Here is a 23,291-nt window from a genome sequence, read left to right on the forward strand (position 1 = left end):
CGCAGATTGTGGAAATCGCGCTTGATTTTCTGGCTCGGGGCTATCGCGATTGGTGTGATTTCGGTGGGTTTTGCGACCGCTGCCGATTACGCCCAAGAGCTGTTTCGCGGGCTTACGGTCGATGCGGGCCGGAACTGGTTGCCCCTGATCATCACCCCGCTTGGGTTTCTGTTATGTGCCTATCTGGCCCTGACCCTTTTTCCGGGCACGTCCGGGTCGGGCATTCCGCAGGCGATCGCCGCCCAGACCCTTACCGAACCGGGAGAGCGCGCGAAGCTCTTGTCGTTGAAGATGGTGTTCGGGAAGATTCTATTGACCATTCTGGGGCTCTTCTCGGGCGGGTCCATTGGCCGTGAGGGGCCAACGGTGCAGATCGGTTCGGCCATCATGTTGCAATCGGCCAGTCTGGGCGGGATGGCCCATTCACGCGGTCTGATTTTGGCGGGGTCGGCCGCCGGGATCGCGGCTGCGTTCAACACGCCGCTGGCGGGCATCGTGTTCGCGATCGAAGAGATGAGCCGCAGCTACCAGTCGCGTACGAATGGTGTGGTGTTGTCGGCGGTGATCATCGCCGGTATCGCCTCCCTCAGTCTGCTGGGAAACTATACCTATTTCGGGATTTCTGACTCGATTGGCGAATTGCCGCGCGATCTCGGTCTGGTGCTCGTTTGTGGCGTGACCGGCGGGTTGTTCGGCGCGCTCTTCTCGCGTCTGGTGATCAATATCACGCGGCGTATCCGTCGCTGGAAAGCCAATGGCAACGCCTTTCGCCGCTCGCTTCTGCAGGCGTTGATCTGCGGGATTATCACGGCGGTGATCGGCTATGTTTATGCGGGCTCGACCTTCGGGACTGGCTATGGCGAGGCGCGGGCCTCGATCGAGGGCGAAGCCCTGCCGCTGACGTTCTTCTTTGCCAAGCTGATTGCCACCGTCGCGGCCACCGTTTCGGGGATTCCGGGCGGTCTTTTTGCACCGTCTCTCGCGGTCGGTGCCGGGCTTGGGTCTTCTATTGCCTTGATTATGGGGACAAATGTCGGACTTGCATCCATCCTCGGGATGGCGGGGTATTTTGCGGGGGTTGTGCAATCCCCGATGACGGCTTTCGTGATTATCGTCGAAATGACGGGCAGCCATAGCAATATCGTGCCGGTCATGGCAGCGTCGATGATCGGCTACGGGACCGCGCGCTTTGTGTCGCCCGAACCGCTTTATGGTACCTTGGCACGGTTTTTCATTGCGGATGCGTTGCGTCTGCGGCGCGCCAAGGCGCAGGCCGCGCGCGAGACCGATACCGATGCGGCCCCCGAAGGCGCCGCAAAAGCTTAGAACTGGTCTTTGGCCTGCCGCGCCTTGGTAAAGACATCAAGTGCGGAGGCCGTTGACGGAAGTCCGAGGGCGGCCTTCAGATCCGGATCATCGGCGCGCAGGAACGGGTTGGTGGCTTTTTCCAGCGCAAGGGTCGAGGGCACGCTTGGCTCGCCCCGATTGCGGCGGGTCAGGGTCTCGCGCATGCGGGACTTCAGCGCGGGGTTGTCGGGTTCGAGATGCAGGGCGAAGCGTCCATTGGCTTCGGTATATTCATGCCCCGAACAGACGATGATGCCATCGGGCAGGGCCGCGAGGCGGCGCAGGCTGGCCAGCATCTGCTCGGGCGAGCCTTCGAACAGGCGTCCGCAGCCCCAGCTCATCAGGCTGTCTCCGGTGAATACCATGCCGGATTGCGGAAAATAATAGGCCAGATGCCCGACGGTATGGCCCGGCACATCCAGCACCTGCACCGCGTCCGATCCGATCTGGATCTGGTTGCCCGGTTCAAGCGCCACATCCAGCGGCGGCAGGCGATGGGCATCGGCGGCCGCTCCGATGACCTTGGCACCGGTGCGGGCGCGAATTTCAGCCACGCCCGCGATGTGATCCTCATGGTGGTGGGTCAACAGGATTCCATCCAGTTTTACCCCCGCAACCTTGAGAGCTTCGAGGATCGGCGCGGCCTCGGGCGCATCGACCAGCGTCACGGCACCGGTTGGCGCGTCTTTGACGATATAGGCGTAATTGTCGCTACGGCAGGGGATGATCGACAGTTCGATGGTCATGGCGTTTTCGAGAACCTTCACTATGTTTAGGGCAGGCTAAGCCGAATAGGACAAAAGCTGCAATGCATGTAGATGTGCTTGATCTGCGAAATTTCTATTACCGGACCCAGTTGGGACGGGTGGCACAACGGGCGCTGCGCGATCAGGTGCTGGCGATCTGGCCTGCCGACGGGGCAGGGGCTACCGGGCGCACGGTTGCGGGCTTCGGCTTTACCGCTCCGCTTCTGCGTCCCTATCTGGAGAATGCGCGGCGGGTGATTTCGCTGATGCCTGCGCCGCAGGGGGTGATGCCGTGGCCCGCAGGCGAGCCGAATGTCTCGGTGCTGACCGAAGAACTGCAATGGCCGCTGGAGACCGGTCTGGTGGACCGTCTCGTGGTCATGCATGCCATCGAGCAGTCCGACAATGCCAATGACCTGTTGGAGGAATGCTGGCGTGTCATGGGGCCCGGAGGGCGGGCGCTGCTGATTGTGCCCAACCGTGCGGGGCTTTGGGCCCCGCGCGAGACAACGCCGTTCGGGTTCGGAAAACCCTATACCTTGTCGCAACTTGATAATCTGGCGCGGCGCAACGGGTTTGTCCCTGAACGCCACACTGCGGCGCTTTATATCCCGCCATCGCACCGGCGATTCTGGCTGCGTTCGGCGCAGATGTGGGAAGGGGTCGGGCAGAAGATTTCCGGCCTGCTCGCGGCGGGGGTCGTGATGCTGGAGGTGTCCAAACAGGTCACCCAGCCACGCAAGCCGGGCTTGGGCGCAAGGGTGCGGCGGCCGCTCTCCATTCTGGAAGGCGCAGCCAAGCCCGCGACAGAGCCGTCATGGCGGATCAACCACGGGCGCGGCGGCAATGTTACACATCATCGTCTGACGGATCACTAGGGGCTGGGGCAAATTGACGCAGATTCGGCCCGCTATTTGTGTATTTGGTATTAAAATATGACGAATAGGCGTCTTGACTTGGCCGAACTTGTTAATGGTAGCGCCCTCAGCCAAAAAAACAGGCGAAATCTGTCGGCTATGTTCACGGCTTAGTGCGCAAGAAGGTTGCGGGTGGGGGGCGGCTCTGTTACATCCTGCTACCGAAACGAGGGCGAGCGTGGGCGCGCCCTGAGGAGATCTCCGGTTGTTGCCTTCCGGTCCGTTTAGGGGCGGGGGGCTACGGGTGGAGGATTAACATCGGAAGGGTGGCCGTGTCCGAACCAGCTTCAATTTCCGCAGGCATTGCCGACCGTTATGCAACGGCGGTTTTTGAGATTTCCAAAGACTCCGGTCAGCTTGATACGCTGAAGGCTGAGGTCGATGCCTTGGAGGCCGCGCTTGCTGAGAGCGCCGATCTGCAAGACCTGATCAACAGCCCGATCTATACGCGTGACCAGCAGGACGCCGCGATCGAGGCCATCGGTAAGTCGATGGGGCTGAGCGCGACGATGATCCACACGCTGGGTCTTATGGCACAAAAGCGCCGCCTGTTCATTCTGCCCGCATTGCTGCGCGCTCTGAGCGCGATGATCGCGGAAGCAAAAGGCGAGGTCACCGCAGATGTGACCTCTGCAACCGAACTGTCCCAAGAGCAGCAAGCCAAACTGGCCGACGCCCTTGCGGCAAAGACGGGTAAAACCGTTAAGCTGAACATTGCAGTCGATGAGACCCTCATCGGTGGCATGATCGTCAAGCTGGGCTCGCGCATGGTCGATACCTCGATCCGCTCGCAGCTCGCTTCCCTCCAGAATAGCATGAAAGAGGTTGGATAATGGGTATCCAGGCATCTGAGATCTCTGCGATCCTCAAGGAGCAGATCAAGAATTTCGGGCAGGATGCCCAGGTCGCCGAAGTCGGCCGTGTTCTTTCCGTAGGCGACGGCATTGCCCGCGTTTATGGTCTGGACAACGTCCAAGCCGGTGAGATGGTCGAATTCCCGGGCGGCATCCGTGGCATGGCGCTCAACCTCGAAACCGACAATGTCGGTATCGTTATCTTCGGCTCCGACCGTGACATCAAGGAAGGTGACACCGTCAAGCGCACCAACGCCATCGTTGACGTGCCTGCAGGTGACGCGCTTCTGGGTCGCGTTGTGGACGCCCTCGGCAACCCGCTCGACGGCAAAGGCCCGATCGAGGCGACCGAGCGCCGTGTGGCCGATGTCAAAGCGCCGGGCATCATCCCGCGTAAATCGGTTCACGAGCCGATGGCAACCGGTATCAAATCCGTTGACGCGATGATCCCGATCGGCCGTGGCCAGCGTGAACTTATCATCGGCGACCGTCAGACCGGTAAGACCGCAATCGCGCTCGACACCATCCTGAACCAGAAAGTCTACAATGACGCAGATCCGGCAAACGCGCTGCACTGCTTCTATGTGGCTATCGGTCAGAAGCGTTCGACTGTTGCCCAGCTGGTGAAAAAGCTCGAAGAAGCGGGCGCGATGGCTTACACCACCGTGATCGCGGCAACCGCTTCGGACCCCGCGCCGATGCAGTATCTGGCTCCCTATGCGGCAACCGCAATGGCCGAATACTACCGCGACAACGGCAAGCACGCGCTGATCATCTATGATGACCTCACCAAGCAGGCTGTGGCCTACCGTCAGATGTCGCTGCTGCTGCGTCGTCCGCCGGGGCGTGAAGCCTTCCCGGGCGACGTGTTCTATCTTCACTCGCGCCTGCTGGAGCGTTCGGCCAAGATGAACGAAGAGTTCGGTCTTGGTTCGCTGACCGCTCTGCCGGTGATCGAAACCCAAGCGGGTGACGTGGGTGCCTACATCCCGACCAACGTGATCTCGATCACCGACGGCCAGATCTTCCTTGAAACCGACCTGTTCTACCAAGGCATCCGCCCTGCTGTGAACACCGGTCTGTCGGTGTCGCGTGTGGGGTCGTCCGCTCAGACCAACTCGATGAAATCGGTGGCTGGTGCCGTGAAGCTGGAACTCGCGCAATACCGCGAGATGGCCGCCTTCGCCCAGTTCGGTTCCGACCTCGACGCTGCGACCCAGAAGCTTCTGAACCGTGGTGCGCGTCTGACCGAGCTGATGAAACAGCCGCAATATTCGCCGCTGACCAATGCCGAGATCGTTGCTGTGATCTTCGCAGGGACCCACGGGTTCCTCGACAAGGTCGACGTGAAGGATGTGACCCGCTGGGAAGCCGGTCTGGTGACCTTCCTGCGTTCGTCCAAGAAAGACGTGCTTGACTGGATCACCAACGACGATCCCAAGATCAAGGGCGAAGCAGCTGACAAGCTGAAAGCAGCCATCGAAGCATACGCAAAGACGTTCGCGTAAGCGGCCCGGAAGGATAGGGATATGCCCAGCCTTAAGGACCTCAAAAACCGGATCGCGAGTGTCAAGAACACTCGTAAGATCACGAAGGCGATGCAAATGGTCGCGGCAGCAAAATTGCGCCGCGCCCAGGAAGCAGCCGAAAGCGCACGGCCCTTCGCCGAGCGCATGAACGCTGTGATGTCATCGCTGGCCGCCTCGGTGGGCGGCTCTGATAGCGCGCCCCGGCTTCTGGCCGGGACGGGTTCGCAGCAGGTGCATCTTCTGGTGGTGATGACGGCGGAACGCGGCCTGTGTGGCGGCTTCAACGTCAATATCGCCAAGAAGGCAAAGCAAGCAGCGCATAAGCTCAAGGCCGAAGGCAAGACGGTGAAAATCATCACCGTCGGCAAGAAAGGCCGCGATTCGATGCGCCGCGAGCTTGGTGATCTGTTCATCGATCACGTCGATCTGTCGGGGGTGAAGAACCTGCGTTATGTCGACGCGCAATCCATTGCGAAGAACGTGCTTGCCCGCTTTGACGCAGGCGAGTTCGATGTTGCGACGATCTTCTATTCGCGCTTCCAGTCGGTGATCGCCCAGATCCCGACGGCGCATCAGATCATCCCCGCAACCTTCGACGCACCGGAAGATGCAACTGGCGCTTCGGCAGTCTATGACTACGAGCCCAGCGAAGAAGCGATCCTGCATGACCTGCTGCCGCGTGGTGTGGCAACGCAGATCTTCACGGCGCTTCTGGAAAATGCTGCATCGGAGCAAGGCGCACGGATGTCCGCAATGGACAACGCAACGCGCAACGCCGGCGATATGATCGACGACCTGACCGTGGAATTCAACCGTTCCCGCCAGGCCGCAATCACCACCGAGCTTACGGAAATTATTTCGGGCGCTGAGGCGCTCTGACCGAACCGGAGAAAACACACCAATGGCAAAGCATGGCAAAGTGACGCAGGTCATCGGCGCCGTCGTGGACGTTCAGTTCGAAGACGGCCTGCCCGAAATCCTCAATGCGCTCGAGACCACCAACAACGGCAACCGCCTCGTTCTGGAGGTTGCACAGCACCTCGGTCAGGGCACCGTTCGCACCATCGCGATGGACTCGACCGAAGGTCTGGTCCGCGGCGCGGGCGTGACCGATACCGGCGCACCGATCTCGGTGCCGGTTGGCGCGCCGACCCTCGGCCGTATCCTGAACGTCATCGGCGAGCCGGTTGATGAAAAAGGCGAAGTCGCGAAAGACGAAGTCCGCGCGATCCACCAGCCCGCTCCGGAATTCTCCGAGCAATCGACCGAGAGCGCCGTTCTTGTGACCGGCATCAAGGTGATCGACCTTCTCGCGCCCTACGCAAAGGGTGGTAAGATCGGTCTGTTCGGTGGTGCAGGCGTGGGTAAAACCGTTCTGATCATGGAACTGATCAACAACATCGCAAAAGTGCACTCGGGCTTCTCGGTGTTCGCAGGTGTTGGCGAGCGGACCCGTGAAGGGAACGACCTCTATCACGAAATGATCGAATCCGGCGTTATCGTTCCCGATAACCTGTCGGAATCGAAAGTGGCACTGGTCTACGGCCAGATGAACGAGCCTCCGGGGGCACGTTCGCGCATCGCCCTGACCGGTCTGACCATCGCAGAGCAATTCCGCGACAGCTCGGGTTCGGACGTTCTGTTCTTCGTGGACAACATCTTCCGCTTCACCCAAGCCGGTTCGGAAGTGTCGGCCCTTCTGGGTCGTATCCCTTCGGCCGTGGGCTACCAGCCGACGCTGGCCACCGATATGGGCGCGATGCAGGAACGCATCACCTCGACGAAGAAGGGCTCGATCACCTCGATCCAGGCCGTCTACGTTCCTGCGGACGACTTGACCGACCCCGCGCCGGCAACCACCTTCGCCCACCTCGACGCAACCACCGTTCTGTCGCGCGCGATCTCGGAACTGGGGATCTACCCCGCCGTTGACCCGCTCGACAGCTCCTCGCGCATGATGGATCCGCAGATCCTCGGCGAAGAGCACTATAAAGTGGCGCGCGACGTGCAAAACATCCTGCAACGCTACAAATCGCTGCAAGATATCATCGCGATCCTCGGTATGGACGAACTGTCGGAAGAAGATAAGATCACCGTGCAACGCGCACGTAAGATCCAGCGCTTCCTCTCGCAGCCGTTCGACGTGGCAAAAGTCTTCACCGGCTCGGACGGTGTTCAGGTTCCGCTGGAAGACACGATTTCGTCCTTCAAGGCCGTTGTCGCTGGCGAATATGACCACCTGCCGGAAGCAGCCTTCTACATGGTTGGCGGCATCGAAGAAGTGAAAGCCAAAGCCGAGAAACTCGCGGCGAACGCGTAAGGAGGCGGCTCATGGCCAATACGATGCAAGCCGATCTCGTGGCCCCCGAACGGAAGCTCGCTTCCGTTCAAGCCACGCAGGTTCTCGTTCCGGGTGCCGAAGGCGACATGACGGTCATGCCGGGCCACGCGCCCGTCATTACCTCGCTGCGCCCCGGCAAGCTGACGATCGTGTCTGAAGCGGGGGAAGAAAGCTATGCCGTCACTGGCGGCTTTGCCGAGATCTCGCAAGACGGTATTGCCGTTCTGGCCGAGCGTGCCCTTCCTGCGGCAGAGTTCACGGCAGAGATTGCCGCGCAACTCGTTGACGAAGCGCGCAAGGCACATGCGGAGGCAACTCCTTCGGTTGCCGAGATGACCGCGAAGATGCTTGCCGACATGGAAGCCCTCGGGGCACATATGCTCGGTTAATTCCGGACACATCACAGAAAGAGCCCCACAAATTTGTGGGGCTTTTTTTTACTTTATCGGTATATGGTCGGGTTGAAAGACGGATGGAGCGGCTTGATGCTGAAAATTGACGCACAACAGGTTGGCATCGGCCAAGGGACCTTGGTGCTTTTTTCGGACTATCAGGATGGCGGCAAAATGTGGACGGGCACCGGCCCGCGCGAATTGCGCCGCGTGGTGAATTTTGACGAGGCCTATGCGATGCCTCCCAAAGTTCAGGTCACGCTTTCGATGTGGGATATCGATCAGCAGCATAATCCGCGTATGGATATCTCGGCGGATATGATCACCACCGAAGGCTTTGTGATCGTGTTCCGGACATGGGGGGATAGCAAGGTGGCACGGGTGCGCGCCGACTGGCTTGCCATCGGTCCTGTGCGTCATGATGACGACTGGGATGTTTATTGAGGCGTCGTGCTTAATGCTGGCGGGGCAGTGGGGCCGGGCGTCCCAGATAGAAGCCCTGACCGTATTTCACACCAAGATCCATCAGGATCGCTTTCTCGTCTTCGGTCTCGATCCCTTCCGCAATCAGCTCGCAACCGGTCTCTTTCGAAAACTGCAATAGCGCACTGACCATCGCGCGGTTTTCCTTTCGATTGGCCAGCTCGGCGACGATCACACGATCGAGCTTGATCAGATCGGGTTTCAGCGCAAGGATATGGGCCAGCCCTGCATTGCCTTGTCCGACATCATCAAGCGCGATCTTGACGCCGAGCGCCCGTAAGGCATCCAACCGCCGCCCAAGCCGTGCGAAATCCTGAATGACCGCTTGTTCCGAAATCTCCACAGCAAGTGCACGCTGGGCATTTCCTTCCAGATAGGCTTCGAAGCGGCTTTGCAGTGACGGGGCCAGAAGGCTGTCCGGCGAATGGTTGATGCTGATCAGGCTGGTGAGGTTCAGACGCTCGGCCTCGTCAAGGATGCAGTTTGCGGCGTTCAGCTCCAGCTTTGGTCCCATGCCGTAATTCTGCGCCAAAGCGAACATGTCTTGCGGGCTGTGCTGTGGCATTTCCTGAAAACGCGACAGCCCCTCATAGCCGATGATATGCCCGTCCTCGAACCGTTTGATGGGCTGGAAGACAGGGCTGATTGCAGGCTTGCGGAGGGTTTGCGCCAGATCCTCGCAGAGCGGCTCGTCAAGTCCGGAGATCTTCGCATGCAAGCGCAGATTGGCGGAAATCATTTCGGCCATCGTGCGGAACATTCTCAGCTCTACATCGGTCAGCGGCGGGCGTTCCTTTCTTGAGAAACAGCAGATGGTGCCGAAGGGCAGACCCGGGTGGATGTGGATCGGAAAAGAGACATGGATCCCGATATCGAAGTTCTCGTCGTCGCGAAGATGGCGCACGGTCTCCATGATCGGATCGCGGGACTGGATGATATGCGGCAGGATGTCGTTGCAGACCCAATAGCAAAGCGTGTCGTTGAGGGGCAGGCCATTACCGGGGATCAGCGGCTTCAGAAACGGGGTGGCCTCATCAACGGTCAGAAACCACAAGCGCCCGTCCTCAATTTCCGACACGAAGATGGTTTCCATGCCAAGATAGTCGCGTAACGCGCTCAACGACTCTTTGAGCGTGTCCACGACGGCTTCGCGGATCGTTTGATGTTTCGATCGGTTCAATACCGAGGTGAAATCAGCATTCATATCAGACCCTGCATCGGAGCCCACCAGTTACTCTATAAGGTAAACAATTCCCTATTAACCGATTCGTAATAGAGGAATGATGGGCGAGCAACCGCTGATTGTGAATTTTCGTTTCGAATTATCTGAATTTGTGAAGACGTTGCACAAAGGCCTGTTTCGGGCGAAATGTTCCACGTCTGTTCGCCTCTTCATTGCGCGCGCCGCCCATCCTCGGGGAAAAGCGGCCCGCCGCATCGCATGAATGCAAAAAGGGTGCCCGAAGGCACCCTTTTCGTTTCCAAGGATGGAAAGCGGATGATTACATCATGCCGCCCATGCCACCCATGCCGCCCATGCCGCCCATATCCGGCGCGCCTGCGCCTTCTTTTGCGGGCTTGTCGGCAACCATTGCTTCGGTGGTGATCAGCAGGCCTGCGATCGAGGCTGCGTCTTCCAGCGCGGTGCGGGTGACCTTTGCCGGATCGATAACGCCGAAGGAGAACATGTCGCCATATTCTTCGGTCTGTGCGTTGAAGCCGAACTTGAGGTCGCTCGATTCACGGATCTTGCCAGCGACAACCGCGCCGTCAACACCTGCGTTCTCAGCGATCTGACGCAGCGGAGCTTCCAGTGCGCGACGGACGATTGCGATACCCGCATCGACATCGGCATTCGCGCCGGTCACGCCTTCAAGCGATTTCGCGCCTTGGATCAGAGCAACACCACCCCCCACAACGATGCCCTCTTGGACAGCGGCGCGGGTTGCGTTCAGTGCGTCATCAACGCGGTCTTTGCGCTCTTTCACTTCGACTTCGGTCAGGCCGCCAACGCGGATCACTGCCACACCGCCTGCGAGTTTCGCAACACGCTCTTGCAGCTTCTCGCGGTCGTAATCCGAGGTGGTTTCCTCGATTTGCGTGCGGATCTGGCCAACGCGTGCCTCGATCTCCGCCTTGTCGCCAGCACCGTCCACGATGGTGGTGTTGTCTTTGGTGATCGTGACTTTTTTCGCGGTGCCCAGCATGTCCATGCCGACGCTTTCCAGCTTCATGCCCAGATCTTCCGAGATCACCTGACCGCCGGTCAGGATCGCGATGTCCTGCAGCATGGCCTTACGGCGATCACCGAAGCCCGGAGCTTTGACAGCCGCAATTTTCAGGCCGCCGCGCAGCTTGTTGACCACGAGGGTCGCCAGTGCTTCGCCTTCGACGTCTTCTGCGATGATGAGAAGCGGTTTTTGCGACTGGATGACTTGCTCCAGCAGCGGGACCATCGGCTGCAGCGACGAGAGTTTTTTCTCGTGAAGCAGGATGAGGCAGTCTTCCAGCTCGGCAACCATTTTGTCGCCATTGGTCGCGAAGTAGGGGGACAGGTAGCCGCGGTCGAATTGCATACCTTCGACGACTTCGACCTCGGTCTCCATACCTTTGTTTTCTTCGACGGTGATCACGCCGTCATTGCCGACTTTCTGCATTGCGTCTGCAATGAAGCGGCCGATGGTGGCTTCGTTATTGGCCGAGATGGTGCCAACCTGTGCAACCTCGTCGGAATCCGCAACCGGACGCGACGCGGCTTTGATTGCTTCGACAACCTTGGAGGTCGCTTGGTCGATGCCGCGCTTGAGGTCCATCGGGTTCATGCCCGCTGCGACAGCTTTCATGCCTTCGCGAACGATGGCTTGTGCGAGAACGGTCGCGGTGGTGGTGCCGTCGCCTGCTTCGTCATTGGTGCGGGAAGCGACTTCCTTCACCATTTGCGCGCCCATGTTCTCGAACTTGTCTTCGAGTTCGATCTCTTTTGCGACCGAAACACCGTCTTTGGTGATGCGCGGTGCGCCGAAGGATTTGTCGAGAACGACGTTACGGCCTTTCGGGCCCAGCGTCACTTTGACTGCGTCTGCGAGGATGTTGACACCCTTGAGCATGCGATTGCGTGCGTCGGTGCCGAATTTTACGTCCTTGGCTGCCATATTCTTTGGCTCCTTGACTGGAATTTCTTGAAATCAGGGTTCAGGTAAGTCCTTGGACTTACGCGATGATGCCCATGATGTCGGATTCTTTCATGATCAGGTACTCAACGCCTTCCAGCGTGATCTCGGTGCCCGACCATTTGCCGAACAGGACGCGATCGCCTGCTTTGACGGAGGGTGCGATCAGCTCGCCCGAATCCTTACGTGCGCCTTCGCCCACGGAAACGATTTCGCCTTCTGCCGGCTTCTCTTTTGCGCTGTCGGGGATGATCAGGCCGCCTTTGGTCTTTTCTTCGCTCTCGACGCGCTTGACCAGAACACGGTCATGAAGCGGTTTGAATGCCATCTGGGTCACTCCCAAAATCTGTGTTGTTGCTTTTAGCACTCGCTGTTGGTGAGTGCTAACGATGCCGGAGTTAGGCATTGCCCCCCGAACATGTCAACACCCCGTCGCGGAATTTTTTGCGTCAATCTTTAAAACCGAGCGTTGGCTCTTGTCTGGCCGGATGGCCGATCTTCGGGCTGGTATTGGCCGCGCGCTGCGATACACTGGTGTCGCAACTGGGGAAGAGTTTGAAGATGCTACGTAAAATCCTGCGCTCGGCCATGCTTCTGGGCAGTCTCTTCGGGCCGGTCGCGTCACATGCGGCCTGTTCTGGCGTAAATCTTTTTGACGCGCTGCCCCGTGAAGTCCGTGCCACGATGCTGGAACGGGCGCATGCCGTGACGCATGGTCAGGGGCTTGTGTGGCGCGCCACCAAGGGGCGGCAGTCCATTTTGCTGATCGGCACCAATCACGTGCCGGATTCGCGTCACATCGCCTTGTTGCAGGAGGTGCAGGCCGAATTCGGGCGGGTGAAGGCGCTTTATGTCGAGGCGGGGCCTGACGAAGAGGCGGCCTTGCAGAAGGCTATGGCCGAGCGGACCGATCTGATGTTCATGACAGACAAGACCCTGCCCGATATCCTGCCGGAAGCCGATTGGCAGGCCCTGCGCAAGGCGGGGAAAGACCGCGGCATTCCGGGGCCACTTCTGGCCAAGATGCAACCGGCATTCGTCATGATCACACTGGCGATGCCACGCTGTATGATCGAGGCATTGCAGGCGGGCCAAGGCGGGGTGGACAAGCGGCTGATCGCCGAAGCGACCAGACAGCACGTGCCGATTGTGGCGCTTGAGCCTTATGATACGCTGTTTCGGGTGATGGACGGGCTGTCGCAAGAAGACGCCATTGCCATGTTGCAATCGACTTTGGCGGCCACCGAGGATGGTGATGCCACGATGGCCACGATGGCCGATCTTTACGCGCGCGGCGAAGTGCAGCTGATCTGGGAATTCGAACGCCAGCAGGCCTTGGAGCGCGGTGATCCACCGGCAGAGGTCGAGCGGCAACTGGCGCTGACCCATTCGCTTTTGATTGCCGGGCGCAATCGGACATGGGTGCCCGAGATCGAAGAGGCGGCTGCGAAAGGCCCGATCATGGTTGCTGCCGGTGCGCTGCATATGGTGGGCGAGGACGGGGTGCTGGCACTTCTGGAGCGCGATGGCTGGAAGGTTTCGCCGCAAATGCGGAAGCTGGGCTTCTAGCGCCGCCTGCCGATAGGTGCCATAAGCCATCGCTGCTAGGTGACAAGTGTTAATCCAGCGTCTAAGACATTGCCCAAAGTCATTCAAATCCGAGGAATCCGATGACCACCAAGGTTTTTGGCCATAAATCTCCCGACACCGACTCGACCGGCTCGCCCATCATCTGGGCGTGGTATCTCAACGAGATCAAAGGCATCGACGCCAAGCCCTGCCTCTTGGGCGAACCCAATACCGAAGCGGCCTTCGTGCTTGAGCATTTCGGTCTGGATAAGCCCGAGATCATTTCGGGCGTAGAGGCGGGCGAGAAGGTTGTCATCGTTGACACCAATAACCCCGCCGAGCTGCCCGAGGGCATCAATGCTGCCGATATCACCGCGATCATCGACCACCACAAGCTGGTCGGCGGTCTGGAAACCAAAGGCCCGATCGATATCACCATCCGTCCGCTGGCCTGTACCGCGACCATCATGCATGACCTGATCGGCGATGATCTGGCCAAGGCACCTGCGGGGATCAAGGGTGCGATGCTGGCCTGCATCCTGTCGGATACGCTGGAATTCCGCTCGCCCACCACCACCGATCACGACAAAGCCGTCTGCGAGAAGCTGGCCGCGGATCTGGGCATCGAGATCAATGATCTGGCGACCAAGATGTTCGAGGCGAAATCCGATGTCTCGGAGTTCTCGGATGCCGAACTTCTGCGCATGGATTCCAAGGAATATACCGTGGGTTCGACGGGCCTGCGCGTCTCGGTTCTGGAAACCACCGCGCCGCAGCTTCTTCTGGACCGTAAGGACGCGCTGATGGGCGCAATGCCCGCCGTAGCCAAGGAAGATGGCGCCGATGAGGTGCTTTTGTTCATCATCGACATTCTGAACGAAGAGGCCACGCTTTTGGTGCCCAATGACACCGTGAAGCAGATCGCCGAAGCCTCTTTCGACTGCTCGGTTTCGGGCGATACGGTCGTTCTGCCCGGCATCATGTCGCGCAAGAAACAGATTATCCCGAATCTGAAAGCCTGAAGGGTAGGGCGGGGGCTTTCCCCGCCCCTCTTACCCCAGCCGCTCGGCCAGCTCGCCCGATAGAAACACCGGGCGTCCAGCGGCGAAACAGCCCATGACGCGACGCCGCTCGGGGCAGAGGATCACCAGATCCCCGCGTTTGCCTGCCTCAAGGCTTCCACGATCCGTCAGCCCCATGACCTGCGCCGGCCCGTCTGATACCAGCCGCCACGCCTGCGCTAGATCGCAGATCCCGCGATCCACCAGCGCAAAGACCGCGCCGATCATCGCCGGATAGTGGTAATCCGAGGCCAGAGCATCCACCAGACCTTCCGCCACTAGATCGCCTGCCGAGACCGAGCCGCGATTATGCGACCCCCCTCGCAGCACATTGGGCGCGCCCATGATCACCGCATGGCCCTGTGCGCGGGCCGCCACGGCCGCCTCGCGCGAGACCGGAAATTCCGCAATCCCCACGCCACGCGCAGCCCAAAGAGCCCGCAGTCCCGCGTCATCATCATGCGAGCCGAAACGCAGATCGGGCAGGGCCTGCATCACCGCGCGCACAAAGCCCTCGACCTCTGCATCACGGGCCTTCAGCGCCTGCATCATCGCGTGATGGGCCTCGGGCGAGCGCCCCGCCTTCAGCGCCGATCCGTTCAGTCGAGGCGGTTTCTTGCCAGATTCAAGCGCCTTATGCGGCAGGTGGTCGTTGAACAGCAGATAGTCCAGTCCCGTCTCTTTGGCCAGATCCACTACCGCCTTAAGATCATCGATCATATGGGTTTCCAGCCGCAGCTGCATCCGCATATCCAGCCGCAGATCGGTCGCCTTCAGCGCATGGGCCAGTCGCGTGGCAAACTCGGGGCCGCGCATGCCGCCCTCCCATGACCAGAATTGCGCCAGCCAAGCGGTGGTGATGCCACAGGCCGCCAGTTCGCCCTCGACAAAGCCCAGATTGGCCCCCAGATCCGAGACCATCCCACGGCGCGGCGCCAAGTGACGTTCAAACGCATCGCCATGCAGATCCACAATCCCCGGCAGGATCCAGAAGCCCCGCGCATCCAGCTGGTGACGCGCCGTGCCCGTGCCGATCACGCCCGAGGCCAGCGTCAGCGTGCCGTCGCTCAGGGTCTCGTGCAGGATCTGCCCACCTGTGATCTGCCAGCTCATGGCGTTCTCCTTTTGCCCGGGCTCCTTCTTCATGGGCGTTCCCTAACGCGGGCAGGCGCCTTAGGCCAGCGAAACCATCTGCGCTTTGGCCGCCTGCTGTAAGGCGCGCGACAAGGGCGCCAGCGGCTCTTTGAGGTTGCGCAGGAATTGCCAGTACAGCGGCACCTCGGCCTGAGTTTCATCCAGCGCGACCAGCCCGCCAGAGGCCAGATGGTCCCGCGCCAGCATCTCGGGGTGCAGCGCCCATCCCATTCCCAAAAGCCCCGCGCGCAGGAAGTCATGGGTCGCGCCTATCTGATGGCGCTTCAGCGGGCGGGTCACTCCATAGTGCTGCCGCGCCCAAGCGGCCTGCAGCCCGTCTTTGGGAGAAAACACCAGCGCGGGCGCCTCGGCCAGCGCCTGCGCCGTGACGCCTTGCGGGAAATGGCGAGCGATAAAATCGGGCGTCGCGCAGGGGATGTAGCGCATCCGGCCCAAAGCCACGATGTCACAGCCCGCCACGGCTTGGGCATTGGTGGTGACCGCGCCCATGACCTCGCCGCGTTTCAGCCAGCCCTCGGATTGGGTCTCATCCTCGATCACCAGATCAAACAGCGCCTCAAGCTCTGCCAGCGCCGGAAGCGCCCAAGTCGCCAGACTGTCAGCATTGATCGCCACCCGCAGCCGCGCCTCGCCTTGCGCCCTCAGGCTATGTTCCAGCAGTTGCACCTGTGCCAGATGCTGCGCCAGCCGCAGCCCCTGCGCGGTGCCGGAACAGGGCTGGCCGCGCACCACCAGAACCGCGCCCATCCGGTCTTCCAGCGTCTTGATCCGCTGCGACACCGCCGAGGGCGTGACCCGCAGCGCATGGGCGGCTGCCTCAAAGCTTCCACTCTCGATCACAGCGGCCAGAGCCTGTAGCGCGGGATAGTCCAGCATTAGCCTGCCTTAATCTGGGTTAGTCCATTTCAGTATGACTGAAGCCCGCCCCATGCGATAGGGCGCAAAACGAAAGGAAGGCAGATGGAGGCAGCTTTTGCAGGGTTCCGGATCGGGCTTGGTCTGATTGTGGCGATTGGCGCGCAGAATGCCTATGTTCTGCGCCAAGGTCTGCGGCGCGAGCATGTCTTTGCGGTCGCGCTTTTCTGTGCGGTCTCGGATGCGGTGCTGATTGCGCTGGGGGTGTCGGGCTTTGGCGCGCTGACGGGCTCTGTGCCATGGCTCGGGGAGATGCTGCGCTGGCTGGGGGTGGTGTTTCTGACCTATTACGCTTTGCGCGCCTTTCGGGCGGCATGGCGGGGCGGGGCGCATCTGGACCCTGCGACCGCGACCTCCGAGCCTTTGCGTAAAGTGCTGGCCGTGATGGTGGTGCTGACATGGGCCAATCCGCATGTCTGGATTGATACGGTGCTGCTACTGGGGGCGGTCTCGGCGCAGTTTCCGGCGCAGGGGCTGGAATTCGGGCTGGGGGCGGGGATGGCCTCTTTCGCGTTTTTCTTCGCGCTGGCCTATGGGGCGCGGCTGATTGCGCCGCTTTTTGCCAATCCCCGCGCGTGGCAGGTTCTGGATTTTGGCGTGGGCTGTCTACTGCTATCGGTAGCAGGGCGTTTGGCCCTGATGGAAATGTAAGCATACATCTGAGTGCTTGCCTTCCGCACGGGGCCTGCCAATGATCCGGTCATGGAAAAGACGTCTCCCTCCGCCCGCCAGGCCTGTGGCCCCGCCTTTGCGCCGGCATCGGGCCATGCGCCCTTGCGTGCCATCCTGTGGATGCTGGCAATGACGCTGTGCTTTGCACTGGTCAATGTCATCGTGCACCATCTCGGAACCGGCCTGCCTGCGGCACAGGCATCGTTCATCCGCTACGCCTGGGGGATCTTGTTCATGGCACCGGTGCTGGTGCGGATCGGGCGGCGTGGCTATGCCCCGAAAATCTGGGCGCTCTTCGGGCTGAGAGGGGCGTTCAATGCGGCGGGGGTGGTGCTGTGGTTCTATGCGATGGCGCGCATTCCGATCGCGGATGTGACGGCCATCGGCTATCTCAATCCCATTGTGGTCACTTTGGGTGGGGCGCTTTTGCTGGGCGAGGGGCTGGCATGGCGGCGGATCATGGCGATTGTCGTGGCGCTTCTGGGGGCGCTGATCATCCTGCGTCCGGGCCTGCGCGAGATCACCCCCGGCCACTGGTCGCAACTGGCGGCGGCGGTGATGTTTGGCGGCTCCTATCTTCTGGCCAAGCGGCTGACGGGGCTGGCGGCGCCCACCGAGATTGTGGGGATGCTGACGCTGGTGGTCGCGCTTTGTCTGGCGCCGCTGGCGATGGCGCAATGGCAGCCGGTATCAGGAACGCAGGTGGGGCTTCTGGGGCTGGTTGCCGTGCTGGCGACCTCGGCCCATTATGCGATGACGCGGGCCTTTGCGGCGGCACCTGTCAGTGCGACGCAGCCTGTCGTGTTCCTACAGCTTGTCTGGGCGGCGCTTGCGGGCTGGTTTGTTTTTGGCGAGGCGATTGATCCCTATGTCCTTTTGGGCGGCGGGATCATCGTGCTTTCGGTCAGCTATATGGCTTGGCGCGAGGCCCGATTGCGCCGCCGTGTCACCCCCCTGAGCGGGGCCACCAAGCAGATATGACAACGCGCGCCGCAAGGGCGCGCGTTTCGGGAGCTGTTTTTGGGGGCCTCTGGCAGGGCTGGCAGGTCAGGCAGCCGAGCCCTGCGGGTCGATCAGCTTGCCGATCACACCTTCACGGGTAATCTTGCGGCCATCCTCAAGCGCCACCATCGGATGAGTGCGCAAAAGATGCATGACCTCCTTGACCGGCGTATGGGCATTCAGGACCGGCGCTGCGGCAACGCCTGCCGCCCCGTTTGCAGGAGGTGCGTCGGCGGGATCTTCGGCCAGATCTTCAGCGGTCAGCACGCCCATCGGGTTCATATGCGCGACAAAGTCCTGCACATATTCGTCGATCGGATTGGCGATGATCTCGCGGGCAGTGCCCACCTGAACGATCCGTCCGCCTTCCATCAGCGCGATGCGGTTGCCCAGCTTGAAGGCCTCGTCCAGATCGTGGCTGACGAAGATGATCGTGCGCTTCAGTTTGGCCTGCAGCTCTAGCAGTTCGTCCTGCAGCTTGGCGCGGATCAGCGGGTCCAGCGCCGAGAAGGGCTCGTCCATCAGCAGGATCGGCGCGTCGGTGGCAAAGGCGCGGGCCAGACCCACGCGCTGCTGCATGCCGCCCGACAGCTCGCCCACGCGCACATCGGCCCATTGCGCAAGGCCTACCAGTTCAAGCTGCTCTTCGACCTTGGCGCGGCGTGCGGCTTTGGACATGCCCCCCAGTTCCAGACCAAGCCCCACATTCTCGCGCACCGAGCGCCACGGCAACAGGCCGAATTGCTGGAAGACCATCGCGATCTGGTGGCGGCGCACATTCAGCAGCTCTGCCCCTTTGGCATGGCTGACATCGACACGGCCCTTGGGCGTGTTCACCAGCACCGAGCCACGGCAGACGGGGTTGAGCGCGTTGACCGCGCGCAAGAGCGTCGATTTGCCCGAGCCCGAAAGCCCCATCAGCACAAGGATTTCGCCCTCGGCCACCTTGAGCGAGCAGTTATGAACGCCCAGCACCTGACCGGTGGCCTCCTTGACCTCGGCACGGGTCTTGCCCGCATCCATATGGGGCAGGGCCGAAAGGGGCTCGTCGCCGAAGACGATGGAGACATTGGCGAATTCGATTGCGGTTTTGGCCATCTTAATTCTCCTTGCGCACTTCGAGCATCAGGCGCAGCACGGTCGCCAGCGCCACAATGACAAAGCCCGATTCAAAGCCCAGATCGGGTTTCATACGGTTGAGCCCGTTCATCACCGGCGTGCCAAGGCCCCCTGCGCCCACGAGGGTCGCGATCACCACCATCGACAGCGACAGCATGATGGTCTGGTTCAGGCCAACCATGATCTGCGGGAAGGCAGCGGGCAGCTCGACCTTCCACAGCTTCTGGAAAGAGGTCGCCCCAAAAGCCTCGGCGGCTTCGGTCAGCGCGGTGGGGGTCGAGGAGATCCCCAGATAGGTCAGCCGGATCGAGGCGGGCAATGCGAAGATCACCGTGGCAATCAGGCCCGGAACCATGCCGAGGCCGAAGAAGATCACGGCGGGGATCAGATAGACAAAGGTCGGCAGCGTCTGCATCAGGTCCAGCACCGGCTCCATACCGGAATAGATCCAGCGTTTGCGCGCGGCCAGAATCCCCAGCGGCACCCCGATCCCCATACAGACGATACAGCTTACAAGAATAAGCGACAGCGTCTCGGTGGTGTCTTCCCAATAATCCTGATTGAGGATGAACAGCATCCCTAGCGCCACAATCAGGCATTTCTTCCAGCTGCGCTGGAGGCCCCATGTCAGGGCGACAAAAATTAGGATCAATACCAGCGGTGGCGGGGTCTGCAGCAGCCACAATACCGCGTCAATCAGGGTTTCCATAACCATCGACAGCCAGTCGAAGAAACCGGCGGCATGGGTCTTCAGCCAGTCGACCGTTGCCTCGGCACCATCGCCTATGCGGATCTTTCCGTCGTCATCGACAAAATAGGCTATGATCCTGTGGAACCATTCCATAATGCGTTTACTCCGTCATTCCCTGTGTTCCCGCTCCGGTATCCGGAGCGAGGCGGAGCGGCAGAGGTTCTACCGCTCTCTGTTATCACTTCATTGCCGCCTGAAAGGCCGCATATGCGTTCTGGCCGTCGCGGGTGGTTACCCCTTCGAGCCAAGGAGAGACGGCCGCAATATGCGCCTTCAGCCAAGCTTGGGCAGCCTTGTCGGGGTCTTGACCATCATCCAGGATCGCCCCCATCAATTCGTTTTCAGCCTCAAGCGAGAATTCGAGATTTTCCAGCAGCTTGCCAACATTGGGGCAGGCATCGACATAGCCTGCGGTCGTGTTGGTGCGCACTTCGGCCCCGCCAAAATCCGGACCGAACCAGTCATCCCCTCCGGAGAGGTAGGTCAGGTCGTAATTGGTGTTCATCGGATGTGGTGCCCAGCCCAGAAAGACAATCGGTTTCTCGCGGTCGACCGCACGGCCAACCTGTGCCAGCATCCCTTGTTCCGAGCTTTCGACTACGTCAAAATCGGCAAGATTGAACGCGTTTGCGTCAATCATGTCTTCAATAAGCCTGTTTCCGTCATTGCCCGGCTCGATACCATAGATCTGGTGGCGCAGCTCTTTGGCATGTTTGGCGATGTCCGCGAAATCCTTGATTCCGAGGGCGGCTCCGGCGGCGTTGGTGGCCAGGGTATATTTGGCACCGGTCAGATTCGTGCGGACCGTGTCCACAGTGCCAGCCTTGATATAGGGGGCGATATCGGCCTGCATCGTGGGCATCCAGTTGCCCAAGAAAACATCAACATCGCCACTTGCAAGGGCAGAATAGGTGACGGGCACGGACAGAACACGCGTTTCGGTCTTGTAGCCCAGTATTTCGAGAAGTTTCGTCGTTACAGCGGTTGTCGCGGTGATGTCGGTCCAGCCAACATCGGAAAATACCACGTCGTTGCATCCTTTCGCCTGTGCCGAAACCGCAAGGGTCATCGAGGCAGCAGCCGCGAGAAGAAAGGAACGATAGGTCATACAGTACTCCAGAATTTTGCCATGTTTTTTCTTGATTGACGAGTCAATAAACTATCTTGTAGCCAAGGAATGCAAGTCATTTCTGAGTCAGGAATAAAGCAAATGCCCAGAGTTGGCGCCGAACCGATTAGAAAAGCAGCGTTAATCGACGCGACCATCGCCTGTGTCGGCGAGGCCCGTTCGCTTGAGGTGACGGTAGCGCAGATCGCCAAGCGGGCGGGCATGTCCTCAGCTTTGGCGCATCACTACTTCGGGTCAAAAGACCAGATCTTTCTGGCGGCGATGCAGCATATTCTGGCGACCTACGGGCAGGAGGTGCGCGGGGCGCTGCGCGGCAAGACCGATCCCGAAGAGCGACTGCGCGCCATCGTGCGTGGGAACTTCGCCGAGGCCAGTTTCCAGCAGGCGACGATCTCGGCATGGCTGAATTTCTACGTTCTGGCTCAGAAAAACGCGAATGCGCGGCGGCTGTTGTCGATTTACCAGCGGCGGCTGCGGTCGAATCTTCTTTTTGCGCTCCGTCCCTTGGTGGGGGCGCATGCGCTGGCTGTGGCCGAGGGGCTGGGGGCGCTGATCGATGGCGTCTATATCCGCGCCGCTCTGGTTGATGGCCCTGCCGACCCCAAGCGGGCGGTCGGAATTATCATGGAATATCTGGATAGAGAGTTGGAGGGCCACCGGTGAAGGCACAACCCAAAGCAAGCCATTTCGTTGATGGCGACTATATCGAAGACACCGCAGGCGAGATGATCGAGGTCACCTATGCCTATACCGGTGAGACCATCGCGAAATTGCATGCGGCCACGCCTGCGGTGATGGAAAAGGCGATTTCCTCGGCGGTGCGGGCACAGAAGGAATGGGCGGCACTGGCACCTGCCGAGCGTGGGCGCATCCTCAACCGTGCCGTGGCGATCATCCGCGAACGCAATGACGAGCTGGCAGCCCTTGAGACGCTGGATACCGGCAAGCCCTTGCAGGAAACGCTGGTGGCGGATTGGCCGTCGGGGGCGGATTCGCTGGAATATTTCGCGGGTCTGGCGGCGACGCTGACCGGCGAGACAATGCCGTTGGGCGGGGATTTCGCCTATACGCTGCGTGAGCCTCTGGGCGTTTGCGGCGGCATTGGCGCGTGGAACTACCCCAGCCAGATCGCCTGCTGGAAGGCCGCGCCCGCGCTGTCGACCGGTAATGCGATGGTGTTCAAACCCTCCGAGGTGACGCCGCTTGGTGCGCTGAAGCTGGCCGAGATCTTCATCGAAGCCGGTGTTCCCGCAGGTGTCTATAACGTCGTGCAGGGTTATGGCGCGGTGGGCGCGCAGCTTGCCACCGATCCGCGGATTGCCAAAGTGTCGCTGACGGGGTCGGTGCCGACGGGGGCCAAGGTTTATGAGGCGGCGGCTCCGCATATGAAGCATGTGACGATGGAGCTGGGCGGGAAATCGCCGCTGATCGTTTTCGAGGATGCCTCGATCAAGGATGCCGTTGGGGCGGCGATGCTGGGGAATTTCTATTCCTCGGGGCAGATCTGTTCGAACGGGACCCGCGTCTTTGTGCATAAGTCGATCAAGGAGCAGTTTCTGGCAGAGCTGGCCGAGCGTACGGCCAAGATCCGCATGGGCGACCCGATGGATATGGCGACCGATTTCGGACCGCTGATCACCAAGCGCCAATATGATCAGGTGGCGGGCTATCTGGAGAAAGCCAAGGCCGAGGGTGCGCGTCTGGTTTGTGGCGGGAATGCTCTGGACGGGCAATTCGTCGAGCCGACCGTCTTTGCCGATGTGAAGGACGATATGACCATCGCCCGCGAGGAGATCTTCGGCCCCGTGATGTCGGTTCTAGACTTCGAGACCGAGGAAGAGGTTTTGGCGCGCGCCAATGACACGCAATTCGGTCTGGCGGCGGGTGTGTTTACCCGTGATCTGGCGCGGGCCCATCGTGTGGTGGCGGGGCTTGAGGCGGGCACCACCTGGATCAACGCCTATAACCTGACGCCGGTGGAGATGCCCTTCGGTCCGGTGAAGGCTTCGGGCTTCGGGCGCGAGAATTCGCGTCATGCGATCGAGGCCTATACGCAGGTCAAAGGTGTCTATGTCGGGTTGAACCCTGTCGACAGCCCTTGGTGACACACGGGCAAGGGGGGCTGTCTGCCCCCCTCAG

23 protein-coding genes are annotated in these 23,291 nt (G+C 60.5%); 14 read left to right on the forward strand and 9 right to left on the reverse strand.

Annotated features, from left to right (window positions below):
• Positions 1-21 precede the first annotated feature (21 nt).
• Entirely contained in the window at positions 22-1,326 is a 1,305-nt protein-coding gene (locus tag AC2ISB_RS02850) for a chloride channel protein (protein WP_406720454.1), read from the forward strand.
• On the opposite strand, the gene gloB is transcribed toward AC2ISB_RS02850, so the two are convergent.
• A complete protein-coding gene (gene gloB / locus AC2ISB_RS02855; protein WP_339109305.1) occupies positions 1,323-2,093 on the reverse strand; it encodes a hydroxyacylglutathione hydrolase in 771 nt (256 codons plus the stop codon). The genes AC2ISB_RS02850 and gloB overlap by 4 nt on opposite strands.
• Positions 2,094-2,155: 62 nt before the next feature.
• Here gloB and AC2ISB_RS02860 point away from each other — a divergent pair, with 62 nt between their 5' ends.
• The 7 genes from AC2ISB_RS02860 (at position 2,156) to AC2ISB_RS02890 (ending at position 8,570) form a co-directional block, all read left to right on the forward strand.
• A complete protein-coding gene (locus tag AC2ISB_RS02860; protein ID WP_339109306.1) occupies positions 2,156-2,971 on the forward strand; it encodes a class I SAM-dependent methyltransferase in 816 nt (271 codons plus the stop codon).
• A gap of 311 nt (positions 2,972-3,282) precedes the next feature.
• Positions 3,283-3,843 (forward strand): F0F1 ATP synthase subunit delta, encoded by a 561-nt coding sequence (locus tag AC2ISB_RS02865; protein ID WP_339109307.1) that lies wholly within the window; start codon positions 3,283-3,285, stop codon positions 3,841-3,843.
• Positions 3,843-5,372 carry a F0F1 ATP synthase subunit alpha gene (atpA, locus tag AC2ISB_RS02870; RefSeq protein WP_486576042.1) on the forward strand — a complete coding sequence of 510 codons (1,530 nt, stop codon included), beginning with the start codon at positions 3,843-3,845 and terminating at the stop codon, positions 5,370-5,372. The genes AC2ISB_RS02865 and atpA overlap by 1 nt, the downstream gene beginning before the upstream one ends.
• A 21-nt stretch (positions 5,373-5,393) precedes the next feature.
• The gene (locus tag AC2ISB_RS02875; protein WP_339109309.1) at positions 5,394-6,272 is read left to right on the forward strand and encodes a F0F1 ATP synthase subunit gamma; all 879 of its coding nucleotides are present in this window, start codon (positions 5,394-5,396) and stop codon (positions 6,270-6,272) included.
• 22 nt (positions 6,273-6,294) lie between these two features.
• On the forward strand, positions 6,295-7,713 hold the full coding sequence (gene atpD, locus AC2ISB_RS02880; RefSeq protein ID WP_339109310.1) for a F0F1 ATP synthase subunit beta: 1,419 nt from the start codon (positions 6,295-6,297) through the stop codon (positions 7,711-7,713).
• Between the two features lie 11 nt (positions 7,714-7,724).
• Entirely contained in the window at positions 7,725-8,123 is a 399-nt protein-coding gene (locus AC2ISB_RS02885) for a F0F1 ATP synthase subunit epsilon (protein ID WP_339109311.1), read from the forward strand.
• 96 nt (positions 8,124-8,219) lie between these two features.
• Positions 8,220-8,570 (forward strand): H-type lectin domain-containing protein, encoded by a 351-nt coding sequence (locus AC2ISB_RS02890; protein WP_339109312.1) that lies wholly within the window; start codon positions 8,220-8,222, stop codon positions 8,568-8,570.
• A gap of 10 nt (positions 8,571-8,580) precedes the next feature.
• Here the strand turns inward: AC2ISB_RS02890 and AC2ISB_RS02895 are convergent, their stop codons facing one another.
• The 3 genes from AC2ISB_RS02895 to groES all read right to left on the reverse strand — a co-directional run bounded on the left by AC2ISB_RS02895 (position 8,581) and on the right by groES (position 12,107).
• The gene (locus AC2ISB_RS02895; RefSeq protein WP_406720457.1) at positions 8,581-9,813 is read right to left on the reverse strand and encodes a sensor domain-containing phosphodiesterase; all 1,233 of its coding nucleotides are present in this window, start codon (positions 9,811-9,813) and stop codon (positions 8,581-8,583) included.
• Positions 9,814-10,111: 298 nt separating this feature from the next.
• Complete coding sequence (gene groL / locus AC2ISB_RS02900; protein ID WP_339109314.1) at positions 10,112-11,761, reverse strand: chaperonin GroEL; 1,650 nt, start codon at positions 11,759-11,761, stop codon at positions 10,112-10,114.
• A 58-nt stretch (positions 11,762-11,819) separates the two neighbouring features.
• Entirely contained in the window at positions 11,820-12,107 is a 288-nt protein-coding gene (groES, locus tag AC2ISB_RS02905; RefSeq protein WP_339109315.1) for a co-chaperone GroES, read from the reverse strand.
• A 233-nt stretch (positions 12,108-12,340) separates the two neighbouring features.
• On the opposite strand from groES, the gene AC2ISB_RS02910 reads away from it, so the two are divergent.
• Together AC2ISB_RS02910 and AC2ISB_RS02915 are read left to right on the forward strand one after the other, a co-directional pair.
• Positions 12,341-13,348 (forward strand): TraB/GumN family protein, encoded by a 1,008-nt coding sequence (locus AC2ISB_RS02910; RefSeq protein ID WP_486576047.1) that lies wholly within the window; start codon positions 12,341-12,343, stop codon positions 13,346-13,348.
• Positions 13,349-13,449: 101 nt separating this feature from the next.
• Complete coding sequence (locus AC2ISB_RS02915; protein WP_486576049.1) at positions 13,450-14,370, forward strand: manganese-dependent inorganic pyrophosphatase; 921 nt, start codon at positions 13,450-13,452, stop codon at positions 14,368-14,370.
• 30 nt (positions 14,371-14,400) lie between these two features.
• Here AC2ISB_RS02915 and AC2ISB_RS02920 read toward each other — a convergent pair whose 3' ends face one another.
• Together AC2ISB_RS02920 and AC2ISB_RS02925 are read right to left on the reverse strand one after the other, a co-directional pair.
• Positions 14,401-15,522 (reverse strand): alpha-D-ribose 1-methylphosphonate 5-triphosphate diphosphatase, encoded by a 1,122-nt coding sequence (locus AC2ISB_RS02920; RefSeq protein WP_486576050.1) that lies wholly within the window; start codon positions 15,520-15,522, stop codon positions 14,401-14,403.
• Between the two features lie 60 nt (positions 15,523-15,582).
• Positions 15,583-16,440 carry a LysR family transcriptional regulator ArgP gene (locus AC2ISB_RS02925; RefSeq protein WP_486576052.1) on the reverse strand — a complete coding sequence of 286 codons (858 nt, stop codon included), beginning with the start codon at positions 16,438-16,440 and terminating at the stop codon, positions 15,583-15,585.
• An 84-nt stretch (positions 16,441-16,524) separates the two neighbouring features.
• Here AC2ISB_RS02925 and AC2ISB_RS02930 point away from each other — a divergent pair, with 84 nt between their 5' ends.
• Together AC2ISB_RS02930 and AC2ISB_RS02935 are read left to right on the forward strand one after the other, a co-directional pair.
• Positions 16,525-17,130: a LysE/ArgO family amino acid transporter gene (locus AC2ISB_RS02930; RefSeq protein WP_486576054.1), complete on the forward strand. Its 606-nt coding sequence runs from the start codon at positions 16,525-16,527 to the stop codon at positions 17,128-17,130.
• A gap of 51 nt (positions 17,131-17,181) precedes the next feature.
• Positions 17,182-18,132, forward strand: coding sequence for a DMT family transporter (locus AC2ISB_RS02935; RefSeq protein WP_406720463.1), 951 nt, complete (start codon positions 17,182-17,184; stop codon positions 18,130-18,132).
• Positions 18,133-18,198: 66 nt separating this feature from the next.
• Here AC2ISB_RS02935 and choV read toward each other — a convergent pair whose 3' ends face one another.
• From choV to choX, 3 genes are all read right to left on the reverse strand, one after another.
• A complete protein-coding gene (gene choV / locus AC2ISB_RS02940; RefSeq protein WP_406720464.1) occupies positions 18,199-19,251 on the reverse strand; it encodes a choline ABC transporter ATP-binding protein in 1,053 nt (350 codons plus the stop codon).
• 1 nt (position 19,252) lies between these two features.
• The gene (gene choW, locus AC2ISB_RS02945) at positions 19,253-20,116 is read right to left on the reverse strand and encodes a choline ABC transporter permease subunit (RefSeq protein WP_406720465.1); all 864 of its coding nucleotides are present in this window, start codon (positions 20,114-20,116) and stop codon (positions 19,253-19,255) included.
• A gap of 85 nt (positions 20,117-20,201) precedes the next feature.
• Complete coding sequence (choX, locus tag AC2ISB_RS02950) at positions 20,202-21,131, reverse strand: choline ABC transporter substrate-binding protein (RefSeq protein WP_406720466.1); 930 nt, start codon at positions 21,129-21,131, stop codon at positions 20,202-20,204.
• 102 nt (positions 21,132-21,233) lie between these two features.
• On the opposite strand from choX, the gene betI reads away from it, so the two are divergent.
• Entirely contained in the window at positions 21,234-21,815 is a 582-nt protein-coding gene (gene betI / locus AC2ISB_RS02955) for a transcriptional regulator BetI (RefSeq protein WP_339109325.1), read from the forward strand.
• Complete coding sequence (gene betB, locus AC2ISB_RS02960; protein ID WP_486576056.1) at positions 21,812-23,257, forward strand: betaine-aldehyde dehydrogenase; 1,446 nt, start codon at positions 21,812-21,814, stop codon at positions 23,255-23,257. The genes betI and betB overlap by 4 nt, the downstream gene beginning before the upstream one ends.
• The last annotated feature ends 34 nt before the right edge of the window (positions 23,258-23,291 follow it).

The organism is Thioclava sp. NS-SX20 (genome assembly GCF_057380695.1).

Excerpts from the sequence above, each read along its gene's own strand:
- gloB (WP_339109305.1), bottom strand. The coding sequence starts at position 2,093 with ATGACCATCGAACTGTCGATCATCCCCTGCCGTAGCGACAATTACGCC.
- AC2ISB_RS02860 (WP_339109306.1), top strand. The coding sequence starts at position 2,156 with ATGCATGTAGATGTGCTTGATCTGCGAAATTTCTATTACCGGACCCAG.
- atpA (WP_486576042.1), top strand. The coding sequence starts at position 3,843 with ATGGGTATCCAGGCATCTGAGATCTCTGCGATCCTCAAGGAGCAGATC.
- AC2ISB_RS02875 (WP_339109309.1), top strand. The coding sequence starts at position 5,394 with ATGCCCAGCCTTAAGGACCTCAAAAACCGGATCGCGAGTGTCAAGAAC.
- atpD (WP_339109310.1), top strand. The coding sequence starts at position 6,295 with ATGGCAAAGCATGGCAAAGTGACGCAGGTCATCGGCGCCGTCGTGGAC.
- AC2ISB_RS02885 (WP_339109311.1), top strand. The coding sequence starts at position 7,725 with ATGGCCAATACGATGCAAGCCGATCTCGTGGCCCCCGAACGGAAGCTC.
- AC2ISB_RS02890 (WP_339109312.1), top strand. The coding sequence starts at position 8,220 with ATGCTGAAAATTGACGCACAACAGGTTGGCATCGGCCAAGGGACCTTG.
- AC2ISB_RS02895 (WP_406720457.1), bottom strand. The coding sequence starts at position 9,813 with ATGAATGCTGATTTCACCTCGGTATTGAACCGATCGAAACATCAAACG.
- groL (WP_339109314.1), bottom strand. The coding sequence starts at position 11,761 with ATGGCAGCCAAGGACGTAAAATTCGGCACCGACGCACGCAATCGCATG.
- groES (WP_339109315.1), bottom strand. The coding sequence starts at position 12,107 with ATGGCATTCAAACCGCTTCATGACCGTGTTCTGGTCAAGCGCGTCGAG.
- AC2ISB_RS02910 (WP_486576047.1), top strand. The coding sequence starts at position 12,341 with ATGCTACGTAAAATCCTGCGCTCGGCCATGCTTCTGGGCAGTCTCTTC.
- AC2ISB_RS02915 (WP_486576049.1), top strand. The coding sequence starts at position 13,450 with ATGACCACCAAGGTTTTTGGCCATAAATCTCCCGACACCGACTCGACC.
- AC2ISB_RS02920 (WP_486576050.1), bottom strand. The coding sequence starts at position 15,522 with ATGAGCTGGCAGATCACAGGTGGGCAGATCCTGCACGAGACCCTGAGC.
- AC2ISB_RS02925 (WP_486576052.1), bottom strand. The coding sequence starts at position 16,440 with ATGCTGGACTATCCCGCGCTACAGGCTCTGGCCGCTGTGATCGAGAGT.
- AC2ISB_RS02930 (WP_486576054.1), top strand. The coding sequence starts at position 16,525 with ATGGAGGCAGCTTTTGCAGGGTTCCGGATCGGGCTTGGTCTGATTGTG.
- AC2ISB_RS02935 (WP_406720463.1), top strand. The coding sequence starts at position 17,182 with ATGGAAAAGACGTCTCCCTCCGCCCGCCAGGCCTGTGGCCCCGCCTTT.
- choV (WP_406720464.1), bottom strand. The coding sequence starts at position 19,251 with ATGGCCAAAACCGCAATCGAATTCGCCAATGTCTCCATCGTCTTCGGC.
- choW (WP_406720465.1), bottom strand. The coding sequence starts at position 20,116 with ATGGAATGGTTCCACAGGATCATAGCCTATTTTGTCGATGACGACGGA.
- choX (WP_406720466.1), bottom strand. The coding sequence starts at position 21,131 with ATGACCTATCGTTCCTTTCTTCTCGCGGCTGCTGCCTCGATGACCCTT.
- betI (WP_339109325.1), top strand. The coding sequence starts at position 21,234 with ATGCCCAGAGTTGGCGCCGAACCGATTAGAAAAGCAGCGTTAATCGAC.